This is a genomic window from Pedobacter jamesrossensis, from assembly GCF_042650905.1.
GTDB classification, from domain to species: Bacteria; Bacteroidota; Bacteroidia; order Sphingobacteriales; family Sphingobacteriaceae; genus Pedobacter; species Pedobacter jamesrossensis.
Genome location: NZ_JBHSBY010000143.1, coordinates 76,711 through 102,157 on the forward strand (window position 1 = coordinate 76,711; position 25,447 = coordinate 102,157).

Here is a 25,447-nt window from a genome sequence, read left to right on the forward strand (position 1 = left end):
GATAGAATTTAATCCTGGATAATGGTTCATTTTTACCACCCAGGGTTTTGGATCATATTTGGATTTCTTAGAATCTCGTCCCTATCATAAGGATGTAAATACAATCTTTTAGGAAACACACGATTTTCAACGACGAATTCTTCATATCTAAATTGACTAGCAGGCAGTGTGGTGATTCTTAAACCTAATACAGCACCATTCATAATGCCATCGTTTTCTGCAATTAACCAACGTCTTACGTCCCAAATTCTGTAATTTTCAAAAGCCAGTTCTATGGCCCGCTCATTTTGCAGCCTTAATCTAAATTGATCTTTGCTCAAACCAGCAGGCAATGGTGGCATGCCCGATCTTAAGCGAATGGCATTAAGGGCATCATAAGCTGATACGGGAATAATTGGAGGTGTGGCACCTGTAGCTACACCTGGTCCTTGAAATTCATTAATGGCTTCAGCATAGTTTAGCAATAGTTCATTGTATCTAAACACACTAATAATTGGAACCAGGTTACCTGCATATAACAGGTCGGGAACTAACTTTTTCATCCAAGCGCCCGTTTTACAGGTACGTGAATGTACGCCGCCTTGAAAAGTTTCTAGAATAGGTTGGTTTTGACTAAATCTGGAACCGTTAAAACCAACAGTTTGGGCGAATCTAGGATCTAATTCACTATACTTCTGTACCAAATCATTACCAGATGAGCCCCAGGTCTGCACGGTACCATCTTTTTTTTCATATCTTTTAATAAAACGGTGATTTACTGCTGTACCAGAGAAGTAACCGTCGAAAGGAGGATCCATATTAGGGAGCACATGCTGCCAAGGATGACTAAATCTACCACTCGATGGGAATCCTTTATAAGACAAGATAAGTTCATTGTTATCTGGTGCTTCCCAAGATTCGCGATAATTACCCAAAACAGCTCTATTCACAGGGACTGGGTTTCTTTTTGCAGGGTCGTTTAACAATTGAAAACCTTCACCTGTAGCCGTGTTCAATGCTACCAAGGCAGCATCTGCAGCTAACTGCCAACGTTGCGCACTAAAATTACCATAACAAATCAAACTGTTGTTGCCATAACTAATGTAAGGTGTGCCCGTATTAAATAATGGACTTGCGGCATACAATAATGTTCTAGACTTTAGGGCGGCGATAGCACTTTTGTTTACTCTGCCCTTTTGAGCCTCAACGGGGAACCCCGCGGGTAATTCAGTAAAAGCTTCATCTAAATCTTTGATAATAAAATCGACGCATGCTTGTATTGAACTTCTTGCTAATGTAGAAGACTCTTCAGCGGTAAGACGTTTATTAATAATTTGGAAACCGCCATAGCGTTTAAACGTTTCAAAATTGTTAATAGCCCTTAAAAATTTTGCTTCTGCTTTTACCTGTTGTTTATAAGCTGCTGTAACAGGTGCTGCATCAATTCTTTCTAATAAGATATTAGCCAACCTAATGCCTTTAAATCTAGCAAAGTACATTACATCTTCATCACCCAAAATGGTTGTTGGCTGTACAGAACCGCCATTCCAGGCATTGTTTGAGGTAAAATCAGCCGTCGATTCTGCCTCATCAGTGGCACCTGCAAAAATTGTGGTTGCTTGGGTAGGTATTCTTCCTGTTGGTGATACCGTTAGTGTACCATTCAGCCCATCCCTTACACCAAAAAAGGTAGGTATACTATATTGATAACCAGTTGAGATGTATTGTTCGATCTCTTCCTGAGAACTGAATACTTTATCTTCATCTAAACTGATTCCAGGTGGCTTTTCTAAAAATTGGGTGATATCTTTTTTGCACGAAAAACTCATGCAAACTAACAGCATCAATGTTGTTTTGTATAATAAACTTTTCATCATTTTCATTTTAAAAATTAATACTGGTGCCAAAATTTACTGTTTTAACCAATGGATAAGGTTCTTCGTTAGCATTAGTAGTCGGATTTTCTGGATCAATGCCTTTAACTACTTTTGACCAAGTGAACAGATTATTTGCAGTGATATAAAATCTTGCGCTTTTGATTCTAAGTTTTTGAAAAACTTTGGACGATAAAGAATAACCAATTTCTACATTTTTAAGTCGGAGATAACTTGCGTCTGCATAAAATAGTGTAGAGGTACGGTAATTATTCTTATCGCTTGTATTATTGCCGACGGCAAAACGAGGAAAATTGATAGGCAAACCCTGTGCATAGCGCTCTGGGGTCCAGCTTTCCAATAATGTATTTACGGCGCCAGTAGGTATGGCATCAAAAAATGCCTGGGTTGTTCTACGGGAATACTGTAAAGAAACATTATCAGTACCTTGAAAAAGTACAGAAAAATCAAAGCCTTTAAATGTACCTCCTATGTTAAAACCATAAGTAACTTCAGGTATATCAGAATAACCAATTGGAACAACATCGTCAAAATTCACGATTCCATCTCCATTAACATCTCTAAATTTCACATCACCTGGCTGCAGTTTATTATTTTGAACATCATAAAAAGGACGATTGGCATCGTTAACTTCTTCCCATGAATTAAAGAATCCATCGGCTATTAAACCAAAGCCTTGCCCGAAACGGTTTCCGGTTCTATTTTGATAAGAAAAAGTTCTTGTAATTTCATCCTGTTCCAAAATGGTATTTCTTGCAAAAGAGTAATTTCCTCTGATGAAATAATTAAATTCACCAATTTTATCCTTGAAGCCAAGGTCAAACTCTAAACCTCTGTTTTTCATCTTACCAAAGTTTTCCGGTGCCGCTTGGAATCCCAGATTACCACCTATGGTTTGAAATGTTGCTAAGATATTATCCCTGTTTTCCTGGAAAATATCGAACGTTAAATTGAACCTTTCATCTAATAAATTGGCATCAAAACCGATGTTACTCTTGATTGCCCTTTCCCAAGTAAGATTTGGATTGCTTCCTCGTCCTTCCCTTGTCCCATTTCTACCACCAATAAGCCTATAACCGCTTAAATTTAAACCAGTATAATAGCCTCCAGTTCTGTTAAATGCTGTAGGGCGGTATAAAAACCGGTTATTCGATTGTAAAAAGTTTGAACCAATCTGATCATTCCCCACCTCACCATAGGATCCTCTTATTTTCAAGAAAGAGAGAATCTTATTTTTTGGGAAAAACCCTTCTTGTGTGGGAACCCAACCAGCAGAAAAAGATGGGAAAAATCCGAATCGCTGTCCCGGTGCAAAATTTTCTGAACCATTATAGGCGAGTGCGATTTCGACTAAGTACTTGCTTTTAAAGTCATAAGTTGCTCTACCAACAACACTTTGGTAAGTGTTTGCTACCAAATCAAAATAACTTGGGTCGGTAGCTCTAATTTGATTGTACAATGCTAAGCCTGTAACATAATGGTTGCCAAATTTTCGTTTATAATCAAAAGCAAATTCTGAGGTTAATCTATTATTTTTATCTGGTGCAACGGCAAATCCTCCTAATGTCTGCTCATCACCAAGTGGAACAATATTGGTTGCTCCGTTTGCACCTCTAATCGCCCTGTAGAGTACAACTGAATTGGTATAAGTTGTTTGCTGGGCATTAAAATTCTGGTAGGCAACCTCGGCATGCGTGGTTAAACCGGGAGTTATAAAATCCAAATTGTGATCCAAGCGAATGGATCCATTGAGCGTATTGTTAAAACGAGTTCTGTACCCATTATTATATAATCCAATTAAAGGGTTATCGCTTCCATTGCCTGATAAGGAGATGAGTTTACCGTCAATGATACCCGGAGAGCTAAGTGGGGTTGCCCTTAACACATTATCAATAATCCCTCTGGTATTGGCAACATTTGGGCCAGAGCGATCTTCTGTTTGAGATGACAGTCTTAGCGTAACTTTAAACTTTTTGGTCACCTCAAAATCCAGGTTCGACCGAAAATTGTAACGCCTGTATTTAAGTTGTTGATCTACTGCGGAAGCCACAGCATTTGTATTGAACAATGCTTCTTGATCGAAAAAACCCGCAGAAATAAAATATTTAACTTTTTCCGTCCCCCCCCTGATATTTAAGTTATGTTGCTGCTGACCTGCGGATGGTTTAAAAATGAGATCGTACCAGTTTACGTTTGGAAAAAAAACAGGATCTTCTCCAGAACGGTATTTAGCTAAGTCTGATTGACTAAACCGGGGTGTGAAAGAGGCTTGTGAATCATTAATATAGGCATCATTAAATAAGGCTTGATTGAATGAATTGGCATAATCAAAGCTATTCATGTTTTCTCTGATATCAGTAAATTTATTTATCGCATAGTTAAAAGTATAACTTATGGATGGCGCACCAATCTTACCTGCCTTGGTCGTAATTAATATTACGCCGTTTGCCCCTCTGATACCAAATACAGCAGTAGACGACGCATCTTTTAATACGGTAATGTTTTCAATTTCATTTGGATCTATATTGTTGTAGTTGTTTACCTGGATACCGTCTACCAAAATTAAAGGGTCTTGGCTTCCTCCAAAAGTTCCAACGCCACGTATTCTTATAGTTGATTGATCCGCACCTGGTTCACCGCTGGCTTGTACAGCAGAAAGACCCGCAACTCTACCTACCAAAGAGTTACTAATATTAGCTACTGGCGATTGAACCAATGTTTTACTTTCTATAGAAGATTGCGCTCCGGTATTGGTTGCCTTTTTTTGTACGCCATAACCCACAATAACTACATCGTCTAAGCTACTTACACTAGTTTGTAAGAATACCTTAATTGAGTTTTGGGTGCCTACTTTAACTTCCTTAGTTATAAAACTCACACTTCCAACTACAATAACAGAAGCCGGAGAACTAACCTTTAATGTAAAAAAACCATCATTATTGGTTTGGGTTATATTTTTGGTTCCCTTTTCACCGACCGAAGCACCTGGTATTGGTAAATTTGCATCATCATAAACATAACCCGTAATCGTAATTTGTTTTTGGTTTTGCTGAAAAAAGATGGTAGACTCAACGAGTTTATGGTTTGAAATTACTTTTTCCCCTGCTGTTAAAAGGCTAATTGAGAAAATAAAAATCAACAATTGCACAATTAATGCTTTAACGATAAAAACAGTCGAAACAGACAATTTTTTACTGAAATTCATAAATATTTGGTTTATATTTTTATTAGTTTGTTAGCTTGAAGCAGCTAAAAAGCTGTTGATTGTAAGTTTTGATAATCGCAAACTACAAGAGTTAGGGATTTACGTGGGAAGGTAAAGTTTATTCATATTAATGATTAGGTTTTATATTTGGTTAGTTTTTTGATGCGTTCCAAAAAATTGCTTTAAGCAGGTGCATCATTGTTTCTATTAAAAAAGAATGATATCAGATGAATCACCCTTAATCTCTGTTTAGCAAATTTATTTTTATTTGTTACGACTTATTTGAATTTGATTTGCAATCACTTGAACTTAATTTGCCTTATTAAGTTATACTACTCCAAAGTGCGCAATTGCTATATCATTAAACCAATGTAGCGCTAGTATTTTAGCAAGACATCAACGTATCTTTGAGAACTTGCGTTCAATCTCACCGCGAACAACACTCCGCCATTTTAATATGATCAAAGTCCGATACAGATTTATCCCTTAAACATCTGCTTAACTTTAATTCAATACTCCAACTGCTATATTTAGCGAAGATTACACCATTATATTGCTTTTTTAAGATGGTGGTAAGCAAAGACAGATAATTATGAATCGAAATTGAAAGATGCTCTCAAATGAAAGGTTATCCAAAATATAACAGCAAACGATTATTCAACTGATAATGGGCTTGCTACTCAATTGTGAAATGAAAGTGAAAGCGTTTAACCAGTAACCGATTTTCATTCCATCTGTTTTTCCTGTGTTTGTATGGGTACCTTAAGAATTAATTTTATCAGTTTTTTAGGATTGTTGCAACTGTTTTAAATCACTTATAGTTAAATATGGTAAAAAACAGGAAAGTAACAATTGCACTTATTCTAAGAAAAAATCAGTTCTGCCATTTTGGCCCTATTTGCAGTTTTTAGAACTATTTTCACATCAAATTGATCAGAATTATATATGAGTTGTAAAAACTGAAGGTTGAATTTTCATCGCTTGATGTTTAACATATCCTATTTCACTGATTCAACGAATCGTTTGGCGTTGACCCCATAACAAATTCTATTTTGCCACCATTTTGAATATCTTGATGTGTAAACCAAAACTTGTCCCAAAGTTTTCCGTTTATTTTACATGATTGTATATAAATATTTTTATCGGATGTATTTTTGGCAATAATCTCCAAAGTTTTACCGTTGTCCATTCTCAATTTAATTGAAGGAAAAGCAGCTCCGGTCAGGTAATATATATTCTGACCAGCATTAGGAAAAAAGCCCATTGCAGAAAAAATATACCAGCTACTCATTGCGCCACTATCATCATTCTCCATATTTCCATTTTCTGTAAACCGCTCTCTCATTAACTTACGCATATAATAACTAGCTAAATCAGTTCTACCCCCATAATGAAAAGCATGAACGGCCAAGAATGCTGGTTCATTTCCATAATCAATCAAGTTATTTTCAAATGCATATTTTAGTTTTGTGGCAAATTTTTCTTTTCCGCCAGATAATTCTACTAGTTTTTCAAAATCATGTGGTACAAAATAAGAGTATGTCCATGAACTTCCTTCATAGAAATAATCTTTCCATGAACCCCAATTCTTTTTCAAACTGATATTCACAAAATCTCCATTTAACCTTTTAGGAGTGATAAACCCTTTGAAACCATCACTTTCTGCCTGCGGGTTCCAGAGATTTATCCATTGTTTACTTCTGTTTAAATACTTATTATACTCTTCTTCCGTTCCTAAATCCTTCGCCATTAAAGCCGCACAAAAATCATTATAAGCATATTCTAAAGTTACAGAATTACTCATTTTACCTGCCGGGATCCACCCTAATTCCTTATAGATTTTACTGCTATCAGGTTTTCCGTAGCTAATTCCATTACGTTCGTTATTCGCTTGGTGTTTTATCAATTGGTAAGCTTCATCCCAATTTACCCCTTTTACACCTTTTACGTAGGCATCGGCAATGATATTATCAATGTCATTGCCACCTTGCTCTACACCCATATCTCTACCTGCAACATAGGCATCTTTTACCTTGCCGTATTTTTTCCACCTTGCTAAAAAGGAGTTGATGGTGCCGCTCACCATTTGGGGATTGGTAAGCACTTTTAAAGGATATAATGTTCGCCAAGTATCCCAAACAGCTAAATGATCATCCCAAACTGGCACATCCTTTTCAAAATCTTTTGAGTCATTTGTTCTATCTCTAGGCATTACTGAAGCATGATAAGCGGCAGTATAAAAAATTCTTTTTTCACTTTCCGTTCCGCCTTTTACTTCAATTTTCTGCAATTCATTGTTCCATGTTTTCTTTGCTTGGGATTTTACTTTATCATAATCCCAGGCTGGAATTTCTGCATCTAACCAAGCTGTAGCTTGTTCTGCGCTTTTTAAAGAAACCGCTAATTTTAAATATATTTTCTCGTTTGTTTCAGTTTTGTATTGTAGAAATGCCCCGATACGATCATTTTTATTACTTAGTTTTTCTGATAGTTTGCCTGAATTAATTAAATCATTTTTCCATGTACCTTTTTGGGATGGCAGCTTGCTCAATCTGATGCAGAAATATACATTATAAGGCCCATCAGAAAAACCACCTGTGTAAGTACCAAAGCCTTTGATTTCAGTTCCGCTTGCACTGGTAAAAGTTACATCTCCTTGCATAAATCTGCTGTCTGCACCACGCATAACAGTTGCTATTTCGGTGATGTTGTGACTAACATCAAGCATGACATTAGCACTATCTGATTTTGGAAAAGTAAAACGATAAATGGCAGAATGTTCAGCAGGTGTAATTTCAGTTCTGATTTTATACCTAGTTAAAAGCACTCCATATTCATAAGGTTTGGCAACTTCGTTTGTCTTCTCAGAATCGTGTGCGTTTGCCCCCGTTGCCAAACCAATTTGAGGAGAAATAAATACTTGTCCGTACTTGCCCCAACCAGTACCACTGACATGTAGCTGCCCAAAGCCTCTTATTGGCTGCCCCATAATATAACCATCCATATCGTAATTAACTTTTCCAGATGCGGTTTGTGGACTAGGTGTAATGGATGCTTGTGGTAATTGAGGACCAAGAACTGTACTTGTGTTTTGATCTCTGACCCCAATAAAGTTATCTACGTATTCTACTAAACCTTGTGCTTTACTATGGTGGGTGTAGATTGATAACAGTATAAAAAGGTATATAATTTTGTTCCTTATCATAATTTTAAAGAGTTGAATTGGTATATTTTATTTCCAATATTTATTTGTTTCGATGAAATTAATCAGTTCATCAGCCATCATTTGTTGTTCTTTTATTTTAGGATGACCATTGCTGTTTTTGTAGGTAAAAAAATAGGAGGAAACTTTTTTATCTCTTAAGAATGCTACAGCTCTTTCTACATAGGATGGCCATTTGGATCCTGCCTTAGTAATATCCATACAGCCTAAAGTGCAAATAATTTGCGCTTTAGGGTATTTGCTACGTATTGAAGAGATAAAATTGGCGTATGATTTAATTATAAAATTTTCTGTTGGTTTTATTGCGCCAAATCTTGCTTTAAATTGCATTTCATCTGGCATGTTCACAATCCAACTATCATTTTGAAAAAGATTAACTACAACTATGTCTGGTTGATATGAAGTAAAATCCCATTTACTGTTAACATCGGCTGGATTTAAACGATTAAAAATTTCGGGCATAACCTCTGGAAACCAGCTCACTGTTAAACCAATCCCACTTTTGGATTGGCAATAATATTGGGCATTAAAATATCTTGCAGTTAAAGCACCATAAGCTTTATAATTATTAAAATATTGAGGCTTACCGGAATCAGCACTATCCAACGGTATATCAACCCCATGTCCACTAGTAACAGAATTTCCATAAAACTCGATTTTACGCTTTGGTTTTTTGTCTGGCTTTAAAATTTTAGCGTCCCTATCCAAGTCAAACCCAAACAGACGCGTTGTACTAAAATCAGTATTACCTATCTTAAAAAGCTCTATTTTATGTTTGTCATCACTTAAATTAGAGATTAAAGTATATAATTTTTTTCCTTTGTCAAATTTAATTTTTTGAGCTTTATCACCCTGTCCATCAACAATTACATAATAATAAGACTCATCTCGTTCATCGTTAATCAAAGCTTTTACAGTTTTTGTGCGAGCAACATTGAGGGTAATGCTGGAGCCATTCCAATAAATTTCAGTGCAAGTATCAGTAATTGCTACACGACCCATCACATTAATTTTTGGATGTTTGAAAGAAATGAATCTGCTTGGCTTTTCTTGGTTAGCCTTGTTATGCTGACCAGCAGCTTCAATCAAATTAAAACAACCGAATAGAAAAACTCCCATTGCTATCGCTCTTTTAAATTTTAACATCGCCACCCTTTTTCTTTAATTACAATTTAATTTCAATTGGTGCTGAAGTTTTTGAGAGCTGATAAGGAACTTTTACTGTTTTCCCGTCTTTAGTAACGGAAATTTCATACAAACCAAAATGGCCTCGATCTAAAATTTTTCCATCTGATGAAGTGATTTTATTGATATTTGTTCGCCACTCTTTTAAAACCAAATTTCTCCAAACAGCAGCATTTGGTTTTTCAGTCCAATCTTTGCGATACATAGCAGCATCTGGTTTCCAATGGGCGCTTTCCCAAAATCCCCACATGGTAAATCCAGTTACTAAAGGATGACTGTAGCAAGCGATTAAAAAATCTTTTGTGTAGTCTGCTTGCAAAGCATCATCAGGAGTATTTACATCAAATTCGGTAATTTGAATTGGCAAACCTAATTCAGTAAATAAATCTAAATCAGTAATTACTTGTGCAGGATTACGCGGTTGTCTTCCCACGTGTCCTTGTATGCCGATTGCATCAATTGGCGCACCACCATTTCGTAGTTCAGCTATCAAAGCCAAATATTTTTCGATGTTTCGGGTACTTGCCACACTGTTGAGCATTGCATATTCATTGATATATAAATCTGCAGCTGGATCTATGCTTTTTGCCTGTTTAAACCATTCTATTGCTTGCGAACGGGGCATCACTTTAAAATAATCAGTTTCGTGAAGCATTTCATTGATCACATCCCAACCATAAACTTTCCCTTTGGTATATGTGGCTAATTCTTGAATGTGCTTACGTATAGAATCTGCAAAGCCTGGTCCGAAATCTTTTTGCCGACTATAATAAGCTGGTGTAAATTTTTTACCTGGCCAAACTAAATTATGCCCCCTTAATTTCAACTTATTTTCTTCAATCCATTGCATGGCAATATCGGTTTGTTTCCTTTTCTCTGGATTCATCCAAACAGGCCATTTTAAATTGTTATCAATAGTAACTGCATTAAACAAATATTTTAGCGAGTCTAAGTATTTGTTAGATTCAGCATCTTTTTTATACATGTAATTAACCGTTGCAGCTGTACCAAAAATAAATTCAGGACTTACCAAACGAGCATTTACATTTGCTCCTGGTATTGGTTTTCCATTTGCATCATTAACCTGCACATTCAAAGGTGCAGTACGAATTTCTTCAATTCTTTTTAAAGCCTTTTGGCGCCATTCGGCAGTTGCTTCTCTACCTACATAAGTGAACTTTGTTGTAGGTAATTTTTCTAAAGCTACTTTGTTTTGGAAGTTTAAAACCTGGATATTCGAAATCTCAACCTTTTGAGCCAATGCACCATATGATAAACATATTGATCCTTTTCCCTCTGGCATATCATTCAAAATTTTAAAAGGTATGTCTATTGTTTTCCACTCAGGGCCAACGCTTAATTCGATAACGATGCTTTTATCTTGGGGTGGAGTTGCTTGCTGTACATAAAAATAAAGTACTGCTTCCCCAGATTCTTGTTTGGCGTAGATAGATCTAACGGTTAGTCTTGCTAACATTACATCACCCTTTTTCATCGGTCTAGCATTAAGCCAAGAAGATTGAATGCTGTAATGGCTATTGGTTGGAGAAAATATTTCGGAAGTAAACTTTGAAATGCCGTTTTGGCTTTTTTCTGCTTTAAAAACACTGGCCTGTTTATCTCTATTGCCATCATTAAATTTATAGCTTTTTACCGCATCTAGCGGGAAGACATCAACTGGTTTTAAGATTGCCAAATCATTACGTAATGGAAGGTTTTTTTGTCCGCTAACCTTGCAAAACGTGAATAAGATTATAAAGGAGTTGAATATTATTTTTAATTTCATTTTCATTTATTTAAGGATGACCTAATATTATTTCTATTTAAGACTATGGTTTAAAATCGCCATAAAACCTAAAGTGTAGGGAGAGATTACCCTAAATCCATTTTTCTGTAAAGCCTCTCCTCCTTTATTTACTTGAGCTGTTCCTCTTAAATAGCCATCAGGAGTTAAATATTTTTGTAATCCCTTCCAACTTTTTTTAGCTGCAAGGTGAGCCTCTATTGATAATAAATTGTTTTTAAAGCCAAAAGCTAATGCTGCTGCAATACTTGCAGAACCAGAAGTATCAATTCCTGTTAAAGGCTGATCTAAAAAATTAAACCACAAACCGTTTTTTTGTTGATGTTTGAGTGCAATTTTTACCCCTTTTTGAAAAGCATTTTTTAGGTTTTGGGTATCATCGTTTACAGGTAAAACCGATAAAGATTTTGCTAAACCTAATAAATACCAACCCACGCCACGTGCCCAATTTCCAAATTCTGGATTTCCATTTTCTTTGGCATTTTGGTAAATTATTTTATCCGTAGTTAACAAATTAACTCTAGCTTTTAAATTTGCTATAGAAAGATTTAACAATTTAGGCTGATTTAATTTTTGAGCCAACACAGCCAAGGGATAAGAAATGGTATAACATTCTTCTGTTTTTAACCTTCTATTTGTTTCTGTCTCATCAGCAATTACCCCATTTTGGTCAGCATGATTGTAGCAGAAATCAATCGCGTTTTGCAACATGACGTGATTTGCATTGGTGTTTGCTAAAATGGCAAAAGGAAGTATGCTTTCTACTGTGTTGATGGTTTCTACTGAACGTTTATTGTTTAAATTTTCATAGGTTAAAGTATTGTTGGCAAAGAATTTTTCTAAATGCTTATTTAGTGCATCTTTAGCATTAGGTTCATCTTTTTTAAGGATACTAATTCCATCTAAAACACAACCTTCCATCCACCCAAAAGTGGATATGGAAGCCAATGACATCAACCGATTTCTCCACTCTTCTGAGTTATTTTTACTATTTATTACCAACAGATGCGGCAAAAATTGAACTGGAATATCCTCTAACTTTTCTGATGGAGTAAAAACATAAAGTGGCTTTACACCGCTAATTTTTTTCAAAACTATGCCCTCTTCCAAAACAATCTTTATTAAGTTCTCCTCAATTAGCACCTCAAAAGGTTGCATGTAATGTGCAAAACGCATATCAAGAGTACCAATCTCTTTTTTAGATTTTGCGGTTAACAATTGAAGCGTACATTCTTCCCTTATATCTGTTGCACTAGTTATTCTGAAAAATACTTTTTTCGCCTGCTTTATTTCTCTACTCCAGTTAAGGCGCAAATCTTTCCCATTTGTTGTAATTTCTGAAACTAACCAATCAAAAGGAAAAGTAATCGTATCACTTTTGAACGATGGCTCGGTTAAGCTATCCGAAACTAAATATTCAAAGTTTTGCAGCTCTTCTATTGCCCAAGTGTTGTTAGACAAGAGTAAAGCTGCTAAAGCTGATGATGAAAATTGAAGCCAATTTCTCCTATTCATGTTGAAATTTTATTCTTTTTGAAAGTTTAATATTATTTATCAAACTTTTTTTCCATTTCATCATAATATGCCTTTAACACATAAAAAGCTAATTTCTTTTTCCCATCATGATCAAATAAGCCTTTATTATTCCAACCTTCTTGTAAAGTTGGGTGGTTTCTACGTGGTGATCTAAAATCGTTCAAAATCCATGGCGATAAACCTGCAAAATTAGCTGGCATACGCTTAAACATCCCTACTTGTTCTTTGTAATACCATTCTTGAAATTCTTCTGAAAAACGAGTTAAACTATCCGCCCGTAATCCAGAAAAACCTTCTGCTCCAGTTTCGCTAAAAAAAAGTGGCTTGTTATATTTAGTAGCCCAGCTCACTTTTCTACTATTATCTGGCAAACCACCGTACCAGCCAATGTATTGGTTAACCGCAACAATATCTGTAAATGCTCCAAGTGGGTCTTCTACGGTTTGTACACCTTGTATCCCAAAACTTTCTAAAGCTGCAGCTACAATTCTGCTTTGATCTAGTTCTTTAGTTTTAGCTACCAACTTACTCATAAATAAGGTTCTAGCTTCGGTAACTGGTGTTTCATTACCAACAGACCATATAATTATACTTGCACGGTTTCTATCTCTGCTAATCATTTCTTCTAACTGAGTTTTAGCTTTTGCCAAAACTTCATTACTTGAAAAATCAATAGTCCAATATACCGGGATTTCTGACCAAACAAATAAACCCAATGAATCTGCAGCCCTTGTCATGTGTTCATTATGAGGATAATGTGCCAAGCGAACCATGTTTGCATTCAATTCTTTAGCTTGTCCAAGCAAATGTTGCGCATCTTTTGCACTGTAGGCTCTACGGATTTCATTTGGAATTTCTTCATGAACAGAAATACCTCTTAAAAAAATCTGTTTTCCGTTTAGCATCAATTTCCCATCTAATACTTCAACATTGCGGAACCCTATTTTATCAGTAATTTTTTCGGCATTAGTACTAATATTTACCTGATAAAGCTTAGGTGATTTAGTTGACCATAATTGTACAGCACTAGTTTTTACCGAGAAAGCAATACTGTCGCCATCTATTTTTAAAACCTGTTTAATTTTAAGTTCAGGAATTTCTAAGGTTACATTTTCATTCGCTTTTTGGTTTAGCTTTATCCAACCCTCAATAGTTTTAGATTTAGCAACATGACTGCCTTTTGCCAATGAAATGCTATAAGTTTGCACAAAAGTTTGAGGTACAAAAACCAAATTGACATCCCTGGTTATACCACCATAGTTCCACCAGTCTGTATTAATGGTTGGAATTTCATCTAAAGCTCTTTTATTATCAACTTTAACAACCAATAGATTTTCTTTCGCTTTTAATATCGAAACTGGAATCTCATAATTAAAAGCTGTAAAACCACCTTTATGAACGCCTAATTTTTTACCATTCAAATAAACATCGGCCTGATAATTAACTGCTCCGAAGTGTAAAAATATTCTTTCGTTTGTTTTACTTAGATCTATATCAAAAGTTCTCTTGTACCAAACAGATCCTTCATAATATAAAAATTTATCAGCTTGAGAGTTCCAATCGCCAGGTACTTTTATCGAATATTTGTCAGTGAAACCGAACTCTTTTTTGTCTGTTTTATTGTCGAATTTTTCGGTATTCCAATAGGCTTCCCTATCATTTTCTTTTCGCTCTTCCCTACGGTAATCATAAAACCCTGTTTCATAAGGGTCTATTATGTATTGCCATGTACCGTTTAAGCTAATGTTTTTTCTGTTTAGTACGTTATGAATTAAGTTTGTTTGAGCCTTCAGATTGTTAAAAACCGTTAGCAAAACAACGGATAGGATTAATGATATTTTAATTGTCTTCATGTATTTATTATAAATTAATTAAGCTTTTTTCAGCAATGAGGATTGGACCATCGTAAACAGGAATTTTTTTGAAATTGACAATATTGCCTTCTTTATTCCAATTCTCTTTAGGAATATTGTATACTTTTCCAGTAATCACATCAACCATTACAGGTTCAATAAAATTACCGTTGATAAAAGAAAAATCTAGCATTTTTACCTCATTGGTATTTGAGGGAATAGCCTCATCAGACCAAATGGTATAAATTTGTTGCTTATTTTGGCGATGCCTGTAACCATAAACCACTAAACTCCGATCGGTGCTTTTGGTATACCTTACCGCCTCTTTATCTACCTTCACTTTTTTCTCATAGGTTGTATGTAAATCAGTGATACGTTCTAAAGTATGGTCAAAGATTGAGGCTACAACCTGTACAGATCGATAAGCTAATTTTGGACGAATGACTTGCTTTGTAGAGTCTGACTGCAATAAGCCTTTAATGTTCAATAATTTAATCGGACCACTTGTATAAGCAACATCAGCAATTGTAAATACACTTGATTCTATATCATGACCTAAATTGCTTAACATTCTTCTAGTATTCCATTTGGCTTGAGAAAGTTCTGTCCAATTGTAATCGCCTAAGGCACCTCTGCCAAATCCAGGACCCGAAGGTGCACCATTTTCTCCTTGTCTTAGTTTTAGCTTTGCATCATATTTCCTTAAAATATCTCTAAGTTTTTCTACCAATAAATCATTTGCATCTGGGTTGTAGACATAATCATGATAGGTGATATTGTCGAAAAGATGCAGCTTGTTTTTTGCTTTCAAAATCTTAAAAAATGTATCTGCATATTTTAAATCAATATGACCTAAAGAAAGACCTGATACTTTAGCTGCCGGTTGTATTTTTTTGATGATATGAATTGTTCTGATGTTGATTGCTGCAACAAATTCTGGTGTGTTTTGAAGGTTATCTCCAAAATTCCCTTCGTTCCAAATTTCCCAATCAACAACTCTATTCTTATATCTACTCACCATAGCTGCTGTAAATTTATCCCAAGCTGTTAGTGCTTCGGTAGAATAAGGTAAACCAGCGCCTAAAGCTGAACCTCCACCTCCAGGATAGATTGGATTACCATAAGATATTTGCAACCAAGGCTTTAATCCCCTACTCACCGCATCATCAATAATATGATCTAACCATTTCCAGTCGTATTTTCCTTTTTGTTTTTCGGTTTTAGCCCAACCACCCTGAAGTCTGATCTTTCTAATGCCAAGGGGCACTAGATATTCTTTATAGGCATCATAATCTGCAAAATCACGATCCAAGGTTTCACAACCAATTATCCAATTCGAAGAATCTATTTCATTCGCCATACGCGGTTTTACATTCCCTAAAAAAGGAAAGGGAACCACCAATTCTGGTTGGGTACTTTTAACAGTAATCAACTTATCTTGTGCATTACTACTGTTTATTAATGCCAATAAGCTCGATAAAATAAATAGTCTTTTTGTTATATACATCATCATTATTTAATCTTATCTAACTGTATTGCAAACCCGCCACCATTTGCCATTTGAAACTCTAAAGCTGAAGTTTTATTGATTTTTTGAGTGGATTTTTTATAATCATTTCCTATTCTATTTGCATTGATACCATCAGAGAAAATGGTCGCTTGATATTCACCTTCGTCTAAAAAATCAAAATTAACTGTAACTTTTTTGCCAGTCCAGTTGTTTAGCCCAGCCACATGCCAGCTTGTACCTTTTTTTCGGGCAATAACAGCATGGTCGCCAATTTTGCCTGCAATTGGAACGGTTTCATCCCAAGTATTTGGCATTGCAGCTAGATAATTTAAGATTTCAGGTTCCTTTTCATAAGCAGTCGGCGCATCTGCCAGCATTTCAAAAGGTGCATAATACATGGTAAACATGGCCAGTTGATTACATCTTGTACCCCAAGTCATTGGTCTGAAAAAGCTTTTCCTGTAATCTTCTTTGTTTGCGTTGTACAATCCTCCCGGAGTGTAGTCCATTGGCCCGGCGATCATTCTGGTAAAGGGCAATATTGTTGCTTGGGTCAAAATATCAACGTCAGAAAATTTGCTCCATTCCAGACCCTGCACAGCTTCAAAATTAAGGATATTAGGATAGGTTCTTTCCATTCCCGTTGGTTTGTAAGCAGCATGGAAATCTACAATCATCTTTCGCTTTGCAGCTTCTTTGGCAAGGCGCTCATAAAAACGAACAACAGTCTGATCGTCCCTGTTCATAAAATCTACTTTCACGCCTTTCACTCCCCATTTTTCAAACTGGTCTAAGGCTTCGGTCATTTGCCTGTCCAAGGTATGCCAAACACACCAAAGAATAATACCAACACCTTTTTGTTTGGCATAATCGAAAAGGTAAGGCATATCCAAGCTTCCTGATAGGGCAGTTGTACCGCTGGTAACCACTGCGCCGTCATTTACTTTCAACAGATCAAACTGGTCGCTCCAACCTTCATCCATCATGATGTATTCTAGCTTGTTCTTTGCAGCAAAATCAATAAAGTATTTGTAGGTTTCGGTATTAAAACCCGATTTAAACTCAACCCCGGTCAGGTTGTTGGCATTCCACCAATCCCATGATACTTTACCTGGCTTTACCCACGAAGCATCGCCAATTTTACTTTCACTGGCCAATAAATAGACTAGGTTGTTGTACAGCAGATCCTTGTCATTTTCTGCCAAAATCATTAAACGCCATGGGAAATTTCGCATACCTTCTGTTTCGGCGATATAATCTGCATCCTGAGTAGATATTTTATTGAAATTATCCTGTCCTCCAACGGTATCCTTTAAAACAAACTTCGGAGAAACTCCTTTCAAGGTATTGGTGCCTGAATAGGTAAAATAATAACCTGGGTAATCTAAAAGATCAGCTTCTGTGATGGCTATTTTAAGGCCGTTACTTTCCGTTACTAAGGGCAATGAAGCCAAAGGTTTACCAGTTAAGGTTGATATTTTCTTTTTAAAAAACTGCTCCTCGTAACTAAATTGAAAAGAATTGGTAGTTTGCAACCATGCATCAGAATCGGCGGTGAGCTGATAATTAATTTCTTCCTCTTTTATTTGGATTTTACCCGGCAAGCTGGTTTTAAACCGATAGGCTACACCATTGTTAAAAACCCTAAAGATTACTTCAAATTTATCTTTAAACTGAATGGTAAATTCATTATAAACATCTTTGTAATGAGCTGCCATGCCGTACAATGGCGTAATAGTTTGGTTCACACTTCTTTTTGAAGTTTTGAGCACTTTATTGTTTTTACCCAATACTTTCCCATCAGATAAAGCAATTGAAAGTGTGCTGTTTAATAATATTGGTTTGCTATTGTAGTTTATACTGTAAGCTAAACGCTCTCCTGAGCTTACATTAACACTGGTTTTTTTATCTGGAGAAATAATTTGATATGATTTGGTTTGAGCAGCCAAATTTTTAATACTAATCAAAAAAAAGAAAGTGATGATAAATTGATATTTGTATTTCATTTGTAGTGTTTTATTTTAATACACATTTAACCTTACAGCTCATAAAGCCATGTTGATCTATTTTATTTAAAGTTTTTACTGTAAATTTTCGCAAATCTTTCTCCTAATTGTCTTTGCGATTTGGCATCAAAATGAAGTTGATCACCTTTATGAGCTAAATCATTTGTACGAACTAAAAATGTGTAAGGATCCTTATTAGCGTTTTTTCTTATCGATTTATTAATTTGTTTTTGATATTCAACTTGTTCACTAAAAGCACCTATTTCACCAGTTAGAATCGGGATTTGATCATTATTTACTTCTTTTCTGAAAATTAAAAAAAGCTCGATAAGTTTTTGCTGGTATTTTTTTACTTTAACTTGGTTGGCATCACTTTCTCCTTGGTGCCATAATATTCCTTTTACTGTGCCGTGTTGAATAGAGAGATTTAACAACTTTTTGAAATTAGAATGAAGCTTTACTCCCCTATGTAAGGAATCGCCAAGCCATTGATTTATTGAACTGCCACCAACAGCAGTTGGCACCAATAAAATTGAGATTGAATCAGGAATGGACTTTAACAACTGCTTGCCAAAAGATAAGCCACAATCTAATCCCACCATAGCTGGCTCATAAAGATGTAATGGCTCTTTTGCTATAGTTATTTTGCCATTGGGTTGCATAACCAAAATCCGTTTGTTTGTGATGGTATCAAGTGGTTCAACTTTAGCTCTTCCAGCCATGTTAGATTGACCAGCCATTATAAAAATCCAAACATTTGATTTATGGTGAGATTTGCTTTCATCATTGCTATTTGTCACTAAAGAAATTTGGCAAACCAAAGGATAGGCTTTAAAATTAATTGAAGCTAAAATTGTAAATATGAAGATGATAATTTTGCTCATGCTTTTTACCAATTTTAGTTTAGCGTGAATTGTTCTTGTATTGATTTTCCTTGTGCAAGTAAAGTTGGACTAGGTTGAGCGCCTCCAACAGAGATAGCTAAATTCCCGCTCATGCGAATTACCTTACCAATTCCATTAACTTCACTTAACTCATTAGCCCCCAATTTAAAAGATATTGTTTTGGTTGCTCCAGCTTTGAAATAGCTACGTTGATAAGCTTTTAATGCTCTAATTGGTGTTTGATACCCAACATTTTGATGTGATAAATAGAGTTGAATAACTTCATCTCCAGCAAGTTTACCAATATTGGTTACATCAACAGTAACTAAAACCTCGTTTGCTTTTTCAGATCTTGCAGCTTTAAGATTGCTATATTTAAAATTGGTATAACTCAATCCATGCCCAAAAGCATACAAAGGTTGGCCTTTATAATAGCGATAAGTACGATTACTCATGCTGTAATCTTCAAAATCTGGCAAGTCGTTCACATTTTTGTAAAAAGTAATTGGAAGTCTGCCAGCAGGATTATAATCTCCAAAAAGTACGTCAGCAATGGCTTGTCCACCAGCTTGACCACCATACCAAGCTTGTACAATTGCTGGGAGATTTTCTGCTTCCCATTCAAACCCCATCGCCCCACCACTCATGTTTACAAAAACAACAGGTTTTCCAGTTGCTTTTAGCGCTTTCATTAATGCTGTTTGAACTTTAGGCAGCTCGATATTTGTTCGATCACCACCTTTAAAACCTTCAACAGAAACTGGCATTGATTCTCCTTCTAAACTTGCAGCTATTCCACCAACAAAAACAATGGCGTCAACATTTTTTACGCGTTGCGCAATAGTTTCGGCAGATGCTGATTCAACAGTGCCCATATTTAACTCAATTTCTGCATTGTCGGTGTACTGAAGATAATCGATTACAATTTGATATACCTTAGCTTTTTGAGCTTTAAGTGTATAGTAACCTCCTTTTAAATCGGTTTCGATTTGCTTTTCGCCATCAATAAACAACTTTACATTGTCATCGCCTTTTAATTCAAAAACAACATCACTAGTTTCATCAGCTTTATAATCAGCTGTAAAACGCATAGTAAATTGATTCGCAATAATCCCATCTGCTACTTGTTCCCCATCTCCCCATTGAAAATCTATTTTTTCAACCCTGCTAATTGATGCTGGCTGGCCTTCCCATTTAGTATTTTTAAAATATGCTACCTGAAATCCTTTTTTACCGCCAAAACTAAAATTGTTACCTTTCCAATTTGGCTTAAAAACTTTATTGTCTACCAAATTGCACCCTTTCTCATAAATTATTTCAACACCAGGTTTAGAGCGAAGACCATCCAAAACAGATGAAATACGAGATGGAAAACCGTAATAATTTGCAAGCATTACAGCTTTATCATCAGCATTTGGGCCAACTAGCGCAATCTTTTTTATGTCTTTTCCAAATGGCAACACATTAGATTTGGGATTTGCGAATGGTTCATTTTTTAACAGCACCATCGATTGACGGGCCATTTTCAAGGCATGTGCTTTATGGGCATCACTTTCCAAAACAGCTATATCAATTTTGGAAAAAGGTACTTCTTCTGCTTGATCAAACATCCCCAATCTAAAGCGGATTGTAAATAATCTTTTTACCGAAGTAGTGATTTCCTTTTCACTGATCAAACCATCTTTTACTGCCTTTAGCAAGGCTCTATAGGTCGGATCACCAGAACATTCACAATCTGTACCGTGTAAAACAGCGTCTGCAGCTGCAGATTCTTTTGTAGGATGCGTTTTGTGCGTACGCCAAAAATGACTAATTCCGCCACAATCAGAGGTTACATAACCTGTAAACTTCCAATCATCACGCAATATTTTTTGCATTAGCTTATCGCTACCACAACATGGTTGACCATCGAAAGCGTTGTAAGCACACATTACACCACTTACTTTGGCGTCAACTATTAAATCTCTAAAGGCTGGCAAATAGGTATCCCAAAGATCAAAATCAGATACTTTAGCATTAAATGTACTCCGGTTCCACTCTGGGCCGCTATGTACTGCAAAATGTTTAGCACAAGCTGATGCTTTTAAATATTTAGGATTATCCCCTTCTAACCCTCTTACAAAAGCCTTTCCTAATGACCCGGTTAAGTAAGGATCTTCGCCGTAAGTTTCTTGTCCGCGGCCCCATCTGGGGTCTCTAAAAATATTGATATTTGGAGTCCAGTACGTTAAACCTAAATAAATACCAGTTTTACCCTGCCTTTGAGAATCGTTGTAGATTGCTCTTCCTTCTGTAGCACTATAATCTGCCATTGTTTTTAAAGAAGTTGTATCCCAAGTTGCAGCCATTGCAATGGCTTGTGGATATGAGGTAACTTTATAAGAGGTTCTGGCAACCCCATGTAAAGTTTCGTTCCACCAGTTGTAAGCTGGAATATGTAAGCGTGAAATTGATGGAGAGTTGTTAACCATTTGGGATATTTTTTCCTCTAATGTTAACATGCCAACCAAATTATCAACCCTTTCTTCTACAGTTAAGGTACTATCCTGAAAAGGATATTTGGGTTTATCAATTGCATTAAAGGCAAAAAGAGAAAATACTGTTACTAATAAAAAAATATACTTTAAGGACATAAATATTCACAATTAATGAAGATTAATTAGTACGTAAACACAAAGCATTTGCTAAGAAATTTCCCTAAAATAGTGCTTGAATAAAGAAAATTTATATTTGGCAGATGTTGTAGCTTATCTAATATTGAGCGTTATTAAATCAGCCACATGCTTGTTTAACAAAAATAGTAGAGAATTAGCTTTAGACTTTAATCTATATTTGCATTAACTAGAATTATATTTGCAATAAAGATAAGATAGGAATTACAATCTTCAATGTTTGGATGGTATCCATTTTTTTTAATTAAAAAATAAAGCAGGATGATTTCTATCAAAAGAGTTATTAATTACTTTTTTCTAAAAACGTTATTCGAAACTAAATTCTAAATCCCACCATTGGCTAAAAACCCTCCATCAACCGAAATGGTTACGCCAGTTACAAAACCCGATGCCACATCATCCAATAAATAATTCATGGTACCGATAAGTTGTTGTGCTTCACCAAATTTTTTCATAGGAGATAACCTCATAATTGATGCTCCTCTTTCAGTATAACCTCCATCAGATGTGGTGAGTAGTTTTCTACTGCGATCGTTTAGAAAGAACCCTGGCGCAATAGCGTTTACACGGATATTGGCTGGGGCCAAATAAGCGCCTAACCATTGTGTAAAGCTTACCATGCCCGATTTCGCAAAAGCATATGCAGCCACCCGAGATAGTGCCCTAAAACTGCTCATAGAAGCAATATTTATGATAGAGCCTCCACCATTTTTAGCCATTGTTTTTCCGAATACAAAACAAGGGGTGATGGATCCCATTGAGTTAGTTTTAATCACATCCATAAAACGGTTCATATCTAAATTGAAGAAGCCTCTAAAGTTAGGATCGTTATTATCCAATTCTTTCGGGTCAAATTCATTGATGGTTGTAATGGCCTCCGTTTGATTACCACCGGCTCCATTGATTAAAATACTAAAAACACCCAGCTTTTCTAGAATTATTCCCTGTGCATTCTCTACCGATGCTTGGTCGGTAACATCCGTGCTAATTGCCAGAGAAATACCACCACTAGAATTTATTTCTTCTTCTACAATTTTTAGTTTACCTATATCTCTGCCTAATAACGCTACCTTGACTCCATTTTTCGCCAATGCTCTGGCCATTTCAGAACATAAGGTTCCACCAGCTCCTGTAACAATGGCTACTTTTTCATTTTGCATCATACTAATTCCTTTTTCTCAACATTAATGTATGCTATTGCATTGTTACAACAAATGTCTTCAACTAAAACTTGAAGCACTTGTTTATCATCTGGCAATAATCCCTTTTCAACCCATTCACCAATTAAACTACAGAGTATTCTTCTAAAATAATAATGTCTTGATAAGGACAAAAAGCTTCTGGAATCACTAGTCATCCCAATAAATGTGCTTAACATGCCATAGCTTGCCAAAGCTGTTAACTGTTTAACAAAACCATCATAATGGTCATTAAACCACCATGCAGGCCCGAATTGTACTTTACCTCTAATGCCTTCTTCTGTAAAAGACCCAGTTAGCGTACCAATTCTTTCATTATCAACAGCATTTAGGGTATAGAGTATCGTTTTAGGTAATGTACTTTCTTTCTCCAGGGTATCTAAAAACATGCAAATACTTTCTATATCCAAAGGATTTCCGATTGCGGCAAACCCTCCATACTTTGCAGCAATTTTCTTTAGCCTTGTACTTGTGGTTCTCTGTGCGCCAATGTGTAACTGCATCACTAATTTTCTTTTTCCATACTCAATACCCAAAAACTGTAATAGATAAGATTGCAACTCTACTATTTCATCATTTGTTAAATGACCATCATTTAGTAGTTTGGCAAATAGTTTTTCAGCAATGGTTTTTGTAGGTAATTTAAAAATGAAACCCGAATCTAAAGCATGGTCTGAACTCAAGCAGCCTGATTTCTGAAAATAGTCTAGTCTGATATTGATGGCTTGTAAATAGCTATCCAAATTTGTGATTTCGATACCGGAAATATTAGTAAATTTTGTTAGCCAATTCGTAAATGTTGGCGTCTCAAATGCTAAAACGGCATCAGCTCTTAAAGATGGTTTAACCAAAAACTGATGATTCTGATCTGCTGAAGCTTGTTGATGCGTTTCTAATCCATCAAGCAAATCATCGGAAGTACTTAGAAACGCTACATTCCATTTTTTTAGAATATCAATTACGCCAAAACCATTCTCGCCCAATTTTTGATTGCACCGCTGCCATATCTCTAGAGGATCATCTTTTAATAGATTAATATCAGCGCCAAAAATATAAGAAATCTCTAATTGAGACCATTGATAAACGGGATTTCCGATAGTTTTTGGAAGAGTTTCCATCCAAGCCAAAAATTTTTCATAATCGGGTGCATCACCGGTAATATAATTCTCACCCACACCATTAATTCTCATTAACCTATGTTTGTATTGATCATCATAAATCCATAATTCAGTTATATTTTTAAACTTCTTATTGTTAGCTATGGCCAACGGATTCAAATGATTGTGATAATCAATTATAGGTAATTTTTGTGCTATCTGGTGGTATAAATATTTGGCTATTTCATTATTCAACAGAAAATCGTTTTCTAACATTTTCAAATTGGTTACTTAAGATTATAAACAAAAGTAATTTTTAGTCCCTACCTCTTCTTCATTAGAATTTGCAATAAATTGAACTAAATTTGCAATCACAGTTACGCCACTAAAAACTGCGTATATTAGTTTAACCAAATACGAACCGATTTAATTTAAAGTGTTTGAAATCTTGCAATTATCATATTGCTGATTTTTTGACAATTATTAACTAAATGTTATGGGACCCAAATTTTTAAACAAACACACTAAATCGGCAGAACAATCTTTTTATTGCAAATTAGCGGAAGTGCCACATACCTACGATCAATTTCATTACCATAAAGAATACGAACTTCTTTACGTATTGGAAAATAACGGAACGAGGTTTATGGGCGATAGCATTCTTCCTTTTTCAAATGATGATTTAGTTTTAGTGGGTCCAAATTTGCCACATTATTGGCAAAGCGAGCCAAAATACTATGAAAACAATCCACTTTTAAGCGCCAAGTTGGTTTTGATACAGTTCGAAACGGATTTTGCAGGTAAAGATTTCTTTGATTTGCCAGAGATGAAGAATGTGAAGAAATTATTACATGCTGCACATAGGGGTGTAAAAGTTAAAATAAAATTCGCAAAAAAAATAAAAGAGAAGATGATTGGCATTACCGAAAAAACGGGTTGGAATCAGATGATTAGTTTGCTAGATCTCTTATGCAACATTGGAGAAAGCGATTACGAATTATTGGCCTCTGAAGGATTTTCACAATCGTATTATAAATCGAATAATGAAGAAAAAATATCTAATATTTACAATTATCTAGTTCAAAATCACCACCGGAATTTAACTTTAGCAGAGGTAGCGGAACATGCGAACATGAATGCATCTGCATTTTGCAGATACTTCAAAAGTGTAACCAATAAAACTTTGTCAGAAAGCCTAAACGATATAAGAATTGGAATTGCCTGCAGAAAATTGATTGATACAGAATTGAGCATTGCCGAAATTGGTTATTTATGCGGTTATCAAAATGTATCTTATTTTAATAGACAATTTAAAATTGTTAAAAACATTAACCCTACTGCCTACCGGATGAAGCATTTATCGAAAATGTATAGAGAGCCTGAGGTTGTTTAAAAAAAC

Annotated in this window: 14 protein-coding genes; 1 reads left to right on the forward strand and 13 read right to left on the reverse strand. The window is 35.5% G+C overall.

Annotated elements, in window-relative coordinates; all coding sequences use genetic code 11:
• Positions 1–32 precede the first annotated feature (32 nt).
• The 13 genes from ACFOUY_RS19125 to uxaC all read right to left on the reverse strand — a co-directional run bounded on the left by ACFOUY_RS19125 (position 33) and on the right by uxaC (position 24,324).
• Complete coding sequence (locus tag ACFOUY_RS19125) at positions 33–1,853, reverse strand: RagB/SusD family nutrient uptake outer membrane protein (protein ID WP_378962871.1); 1,821 nt, start codon at positions 1,851–1,853, stop codon at positions 33–35.
• A 10-nt stretch (positions 1,854–1,863) separates the two neighbouring features.
• Complete coding sequence (locus ACFOUY_RS19130) at positions 1,864–5,079, reverse strand: SusC/RagA family TonB-linked outer membrane protein (RefSeq protein ID WP_378962872.1); 3,216 nt, start codon at positions 5,077–5,079, stop codon at positions 1,864–1,866.
• Between the two features lie 1,003 nt (positions 5,080–6,082).
• Positions 6,083–8,284, reverse strand: a complete 2,202-nt coding sequence (locus ACFOUY_RS19135; protein ID WP_378962873.1) for a GH92 family glycosyl hydrolase — start codon at positions 8,282–8,284, stop codon at positions 6,083–6,085.
• A gap of 27 nt (positions 8,285–8,311) precedes the next feature.
• Positions 8,312–9,448 carry an SGNH/GDSL hydrolase family protein gene (locus tag ACFOUY_RS19140; RefSeq protein ID WP_378962874.1) on the reverse strand — a complete coding sequence of 379 codons (1,137 nt, stop codon included), beginning with the start codon at positions 9,446–9,448 and terminating at the stop codon, positions 8,312–8,314.
• Between the two features lie 19 nt (positions 9,449–9,467).
• Entirely contained in the window at positions 9,468–11,273 is a 1,806-nt protein-coding gene (locus tag ACFOUY_RS19145; protein WP_378962875.1) for an endo-1,4-beta-xylanase, read from the reverse strand.
• 33 nt (positions 11,274–11,306) lie between these two features.
• Positions 11,307–12,806 carry a glycoside hydrolase family 88 protein gene (locus ACFOUY_RS19150; RefSeq protein ID WP_378962876.1) on the reverse strand — a complete coding sequence of 500 codons (1,500 nt, stop codon included), beginning with the start codon at positions 12,804–12,806 and terminating at the stop codon, positions 11,307–11,309.
• A 32-nt stretch (positions 12,807–12,838) separates the two neighbouring features.
• Positions 12,839–14,680, reverse strand: coding sequence for a glycoside hydrolase family 2 protein (locus ACFOUY_RS19155; protein ID WP_378962878.1), 1,842 nt, complete (start codon positions 14,678–14,680; stop codon positions 12,839–12,841).
• Between the two features lie 7 nt (positions 14,681–14,687).
• Entirely contained in the window at positions 14,688–16,148 is a 1,461-nt protein-coding gene (locus ACFOUY_RS19160; protein WP_378962880.1) for a hypothetical protein, read from the reverse strand.
• A 44-nt stretch (positions 16,149–16,192) separates the two neighbouring features.
• Positions 16,193–18,196, reverse strand: coding sequence for a glycoside hydrolase family 97 protein (locus tag ACFOUY_RS19165; protein ID WP_378962881.1), 2,004 nt, complete (start codon positions 18,194–18,196; stop codon positions 16,193–16,195).
• 62 nt (positions 18,197–18,258) lie between these two features.
• On the reverse strand, positions 18,259–19,080 hold the full coding sequence (locus ACFOUY_RS19170) for a sialate O-acetylesterase (RefSeq protein WP_378962882.1): 822 nt from the start codon (positions 19,078–19,080) through the stop codon (positions 18,259–18,261).
• 14 nt (positions 19,081–19,094) lie between these two features.
• Positions 19,095–21,713, reverse strand: a complete 2,619-nt coding sequence (locus ACFOUY_RS19175) for a glycoside hydrolase family 3 C-terminal domain-containing protein (protein ID WP_378962883.1) — start codon at positions 21,711–21,713, stop codon at positions 19,095–19,097.
• A 362-nt stretch (positions 21,714–22,075) separates the two neighbouring features.
• Entirely contained in the window at positions 22,076–22,915 is an 840-nt protein-coding gene (locus ACFOUY_RS19180; RefSeq protein WP_378962884.1) for an SDR family NAD(P)-dependent oxidoreductase, read from the reverse strand.
• A complete protein-coding gene (gene uxaC / locus ACFOUY_RS19185) occupies positions 22,912–24,324 on the reverse strand; it encodes a glucuronate isomerase (protein WP_378962885.1) in 1,413 nt (470 codons plus the stop codon). Before uxaC ends, ACFOUY_RS19180 begins: the two co-directional genes overlap by 4 nt.
• A gap of 220 nt (positions 24,325–24,544) precedes the next feature.
• Here uxaC and ACFOUY_RS19190 point away from each other — a divergent pair, with 220 nt between their 5' ends.
• Positions 24,545–25,441 (forward strand): AraC family transcriptional regulator, encoded by an 897-nt coding sequence (locus ACFOUY_RS19190; protein WP_378962886.1) that lies wholly within the window; start codon positions 24,545–24,547, stop codon positions 25,439–25,441.
• Positions 25,442–25,447: the final 6 nt, after the last annotated feature.